Below are 5,339 nucleotides of genomic sequence, written 5' to 3'. Positions count from 1 at the left end.
GAAGATAGACATAGCACAATACCTACTCAGCATTCCCGGCATAGGGATAGTAACCGTAGCTGGATTTCTAGCGGAAGTAGGTGACCTAGCCAACTACACCCACTATAAGCAGATACAAAAGCTAGCAGGGCTCAACATAGCAGAAAACCAATCTGGGAAACACAAGGGGAAGGCTAAAATATCAAAGAGGGGCCGTCCGGAGCTGAGGAATCTCCTTTACAAAGCAAGCCTTGTGTTAGTAGCCAAAAACAAGGAATTCAAGGCACTCTACAACTACTTCTTAAAAAGGCCTCAAAATCCATTAAAATCCAAGCAGGCATTAATAGCAATTTCAATGAAGCTAATAAGGGTAATGTTCACCCTTGCCAAAAAGAGGGAAAATTACGATTCAGAGAAAGTTCTTGGAGAACATCGCATGAAGCAAATAAACCAGCTAGCGGCATAAAAGTGAGATAGCCAACAAGGCGGGGAAGCAATATTCCCCCCATAAGGGCAAGACCCTGCATGAAAGTAAAAAGCTCCCCGCCTAGCCCTCAAAGGCAGGACGAAGGAATGTAATAAGGGCGTAGGACCCCGGGAGACATGATAGGGTAGTCGAGGGCATGAGTGAAGGATTTGATAGGCAACTTTTAGTAAGTTGCCGCAGGTGGTCTTGTTTTGTCTAAAAAATCTATGGTTAAGCAGCAAAAGCAGCCTAAATTCAGAGAAAAACTAAGATTTTAAGAGTTTTATTTGGCTAATCAAAAAATATTGAGATAGGGAGTGGATCTATTATCATGTTACACGAATTAAAAGCAATGGGCAAGAGCATTCGTGCAATTGCACGAGAAACAGGCCGTTCAAGGAATACGGTAAGAAAATACCTAAGGGCAGAGGGCATTCCCGAAAGGAAGCCATCCCAAAAGAGGAACAAAGCTAGATCCATACAAAGATACCATTCAAGAGCTCATAAATCTTGGTATATTCAATTGCGTAGTCATCTACGAAAGAATCAAAGAAGAGGGCTATACCGGCGGCCGCACTATCTTAAGGGACTATGTAAGACAATTTAGACCTCCAAAACAGGTTCCTGCCGTATGCCGCTACGAAACCAAGCCCGGCCAACAGGCCCAGGTCGACTGGGGCGAATACACCTACATTGACGAGGAAACCGGCGAAATACGTAAGCTTTACGTCTTCGTCATGGTACTGGGTTACTCCAGAGCCATATACGTAGAATTCACAAACCGCTGCGACATACATACCTTCATCCGCTGCCTGATCCACGGGTTTGAATACTTCGGCGGAGTAACCGACATAGTCCTTACCGACAGAATGAAGACCGTAATACTTGGCACTGGAGAAGACAGAAAGCCCATATGGAACTCCAACTTTGAAGACCTAGCTGCAACCCTTGGATTTACCCCTAAAGTGTGCAGAGTACAGCGTCCACAGACCAAAGGCAAAATAGAAAGTGGAATAGACTTTGTCAAAAGCAACTTCCTGCCGGGTAGGAAGTTCATAGACTACGGTGACTTAAACCATCAGGCAATAGTGTGGTGCGAAAAGAAAAACAGGAGGATTCACGGCACCACCGGGGAAAGGCCTATTGACCGCCTGAAGGAAGAAAACCTCAAACCCCTCCCTACCTCTGACAGATACCAAAAATTCCTGGAACAAGTAAGGAAAGTCCACAAAGATGGCCTCTTAAGCTTCGACGGCGTAAGATACGGCGTTCCCTGGCAGTATAGCGGAAAAGAGGTGGTTGTAAGGGACAAAAACGGCAAAATCGAAATCCTCTATGATGGGAAGGTAATAGCAACCCACGAAAAGCATTATCGCTCAAGGACCATCGTTTTCCTCAAAGATCAATATAAGGGTCTAAAAGAAGCCGAGGGCATGTTCTATCCTAAACCGAGGGCTATCAAGTTATCTTCCCTGGAAGTTGAGAAGCGTTCTCTTGGGGTTTACGAAAGCCTCCTGGAGGTGGGCACAGTATGATAGACCTTGAAAAAGCTCGGTCCCACCTTGAAGAACTGGGGCTTTTAAACGCAGCATCTTTCCTTGACGCCCTCCTTGAAAGAGCTCAACGCCAAAACAGCACGTATCTTGAATTCTTAAATAACCTGCTCGAGGCTGAACTTACTGAAAGGCAAAGGCGGAATATCGAGGTAAGGTCAAAACTTGCCCGGCTTCCATACCGGAAGACTCTAACCGAATTTGACTTTACCTTCCAGCCCAGCATCGATGAAAAACTAATAAAAGAGCTTGCCACAATGGCCTTTGTCCACCGGGCAGAAAACGTAATATTTCTTGGCCCGCCTGGAGTAGGGAAGACGCACCTTGCCGTGGCTCTTGCTATAGAAGCCCTATCTTGTGGTATATCAGTCTACTTCACGAGTCTTTCTAGGCTCATTGAGGACCTCAAAAAGGCATATAAAGAAAGCCGGTTAGAAAGGCGAATGAGGATCTACACTAGGCCCAAGCTCCTTGTAATCGATGAAGTAGGCTATCTCCCCCTTGACGGCACTGGTTCAAACCTCTTTTTCCAGCTAATAAGTGCCCGTTATGAAAAGGGGAGCATAATACTTACCAGCAACAAAGGCTTTGGAGAATGGGGGGAGCTCATGGGAGACCCTGTACTTGCTACTGCAGTGTTGGATAGACTATTACACCATGCCCACATAATCAACATAAGGGGCAACAGCTATCGCTTAAAGGACAGGTTAAAGACCGGATTGTATGGTAACCAACATAATAATGCTTAATTTTAAAAAGCCAGGGTGGGTCAATTTAAAACCGTTGAAAATGGGTCAATTTAAATCCGCTATTGACATTAGCAAGGGGTATCCTTCTTTTTATGGTTTTCTACCTCTAAAAAAAGGGTATATTTATTTAAAGCATTTTCACAGTATTATGCTGTCTGTAATTCTGAGATTAACTACCTAGAGTAATATTATGGCTTTAATTTTATAAAAATTAAATTTTTTTGTGAATAAAATATTGACATATATCTCTACATAATGTAGAATAAGATTAACCTACATATTGTAGAAATATGAAAGGAGATTAAAACATGAAAAAATTTCAACAAATGTCTGATGCAGAAAGGCAAATTATGGAGTATATATGGAAAGCCGGGCGACCTGTTACAACTTCGGAAATCATGGAGAATTTACCAAAAGGGAAAATATGGAAGCAAAATACTGTAATTACTTTTTTAAGCCGTTTGATAAAAAAAGGAATACTCAAGGCAACCAGGGTTGGAAAGGCCAATTATTATGAACCTTGTATAACGGAACAAGAATACCGGTATTTTGAAACGAAGCAATTCATAAACGAAGTTCATAAAGGCTCAATAGTGGGCTTTATAACCGCGTTATTTGAGAATGGCGACTTAACGAAGGAAGACATTGAAAGCATTATGAAACGCCTGAAAGAGTAGGTGGTGTTTAAATTGAATAACATTTACAATCAGCTGTTTATCATGTCGGTTGTAGCCGGAGGGATATACCTGATTTTTAAAATTTTGAGTGTGATAACCCTGAAATACTTTTCGGCGGCATGGCATTATTACACCGGTATAGCTATATATATGTTTTTTCTGATACCGTATCACCGGTGGATGTCGTGGCTTAATTTATCCTCCATTCATAAATTAAATCCGCTCATTGTTTTTAACCTCCCTTCCGGTGGTATACCTCAGCAAAATGGCAGTACCGGATTTTTCGTTTACTTTAAAGCTTTTCCATACATCTTGATGACCGGTACTTTGATATTTATAGTTGTAATTCTTATCCAGTACTATAATCTGAAGCGGCGCATTTTCAAAGTCTGCTTTATGACCGATGATACTCGGATTTTAGAAGTACTTTCAAAGTGTAAACAGCAGATGGGTATAAGGGGACAAATTCCCGTATATATTTCCCCGTACATAACAACACCCTTTCTTTGCGGTATTGTTAAGCCTTGCATTATTTTGCCTGATATAAAACTTTCTGCAGACGAATTGCAATGCATTTTTCTTCATGAACTGACCCACTGGAAGCGCCGTGATGTCTGGTTAAAATTATTCATGCTTTTTATCAATGCGATGCACTGGTTCAACCCTTTAGCCTATGCGGCAAGGCTCGATATCGACCAATTTTGCGAACTATCCTGCGATGAAAGCGTCGTGAAATCCATAAACGATCGGGAAAGGAGGCGGTATTGCGAATTGATGCTTAGCGTGTTGTGGAACGTTGCGGACAAAAAAACCAGATTAATTTCCGCATTTGGTGGCATGCGGAAAAAGTTGGAAAGGAGGGTCGGTGTGATACTGAGAGGTGAAGTTCCAATGAGCAAAAAATGGATGCGCATGGTTGCAACCGCAATAACGCTGGCAATAGTATTATTAGGCGCTATTTTGGCAGGTGCAGTTGAGACGTCAGCTCTCGAAATAAAAGGCAGCGGTAAATCTGACTTGTTAAAACCAAAAGAAATTTCAAATTATCAATATCAAGTAAATGAATATGGCGAAACTTATGGTCCGGCAATTTATGCAGAGGTTTTGGGAGAGGAGCCGGATTTAATTGCAGCCGAAGGGATAGATGGAACATTAGGTTATGTACGGTCCTCGGACCTGAACTCTCCCGAACCGCGTACACCCGAGGAAGCCGTAGCTCTAAACAAACTTGGAGCAAAACTAATACCACTTTACGATAAGGACGGGAGAACGGTCATTGGTCAATTTAAAATGGAAACAGGTGGAGTTATTGAATATGTAACTAATGAAAATGATTAAAGTCAAAGAAAGCGCTAATAAATGGTAACATAAATTTTATCTGAACTCCAAAGAACAATAAGAGAAGGGATGGTAAATATGAAAAAGAAGTTTCATAAAACGTTATTTTTAATTTCAACTGTCTGCATTTTGATATTGAGCTTTTCAATTGTTGCTTTTGCAGCTTATGCAGATTCTCCTTATAAATATGCTACTGTTTACGGATATGATTATGATTTCAAAGCACGCATTTATAATACTGGCACATACGTAACGGCTGAAACCTTAGTGGTTTGTAATGATGGCAATGTTCCAACAGGATATATGGGAGCTCAAGCTAGATTATATAATTCAGACGGTCTATTGAAATTATCAAGTAGTTGGGTATACAATGACAGAGAACTTGCGGGTTTTAAAGTTAAGTCCATATAATTGTGTAAAAAGGGATTGAGCCACCCCCATCCCTCTGGTTAGAATTAAATTGCCAACACAAAAACCTAGCTGGAGGGATGAGAAATGGCTCAATATAATATTACCATCGATTCTGAAATTTTGCACCACCTTTTTCTAAATGGAGCTAAAGATGAAGGGATGGCCA

At 41.4% G+C, this 5,339-nt stretch carries 5 protein-coding genes and 1 pseudogene; all 6 read left to right on the top strand.

Features of this window, described 5'->3' with window-relative positions; genetic code table 11:
• On the top strand, window positions 1-445 hold a 445-nt coding region (locus tag AN618_RS12030), incomplete at its 5' end, for a transposase (protein ID WP_157081602.1).
• A gap of 331 nt (window positions 446-776) precedes the next feature.
• A pseudogene (gene istA, locus AN618_RS12025) lies at window positions 777-1,980 on the top strand (IS21 family transposase).
• A complete protein-coding gene (istB, locus tag AN618_RS12020) occupies window positions 1,977-2,747 on the top strand; it encodes an IS21-like element helper ATPase IstB (RefSeq protein WP_066355528.1) in 771 nt (256 codons plus the stop codon). The pseudogene istA and the gene istB overlap by 4 nt, the downstream one beginning before the upstream one ends.
• 308 nt (window positions 2,748-3,055) lie before the next feature.
• Window positions 3,056-3,424 (top strand): BlaI/MecI/CopY family transcriptional regulator, encoded by a 369-nt coding sequence (locus AN618_RS12015; protein ID WP_066355527.1) that lies wholly within the window; start codon window positions 3,056-3,058, stop codon window positions 3,422-3,424.
• Between the two features lie 42 nt (window positions 3,425-3,466).
• Window positions 3,467-4,762 carry a M56 family metallopeptidase gene (locus tag AN618_RS12010; protein ID WP_245628531.1) on the top strand — a complete coding sequence of 432 codons (1,296 nt, stop codon included), beginning with the start codon at window positions 3,467-3,469 and terminating at the stop codon, window positions 4,760-4,762.
• Window positions 4,763-4,840: 78 nt separating this feature from the next.
• A complete protein-coding gene (locus AN618_RS12005; RefSeq protein ID WP_066355523.1) occupies window positions 4,841-5,173 on the top strand; it encodes a hypothetical protein in 333 nt (110 codons plus the stop codon).
• The last annotated feature ends 166 nt before the right edge of the window (window positions 5,174-5,339 follow it).

This window comes from Fervidicola ferrireducens (assembly GCF_001562425.1).
Lineage (GTDB): Bacteria > Bacillota > Thermosediminibacteria > Thermosediminibacterales > Thermosediminibacteraceae > Fervidicola > Fervidicola ferrireducens.
The sequence above is the reverse complement of the archived record's forward strand: the minus strand, read 5'-3'. Positions and strand labels throughout refer to the sequence as shown.

What these genes read in the sequence shown, in the direction of transcription:
- istB (WP_066355528.1), top strand. Translation starts at nt 1,977, where the DNA reads ATGATAGACCTTGAAAAAGCTCGGTCCCACCTTGAAGAACTGGGGCTT.
- AN618_RS12015 (WP_066355527.1), top strand. Translation starts at nt 3,056, where the DNA reads ATGAAAAAATTTCAACAAATGTCTGATGCAGAAAGGCAAATTATGGAG.
- AN618_RS12005 (WP_066355523.1), top strand. Translation starts at nt 4,841, where the DNA reads ATGAAAAAGAAGTTTCATAAAACGTTATTTTTAATTTCAACTGTCTGC.
- AN618_RS12010 (WP_245628531.1), top strand. Translation starts at nt 3,467, where the DNA reads ATGTCGGTTGTAGCCGGAGGGATATACCTGATTTTTAAAATTTTGAGT.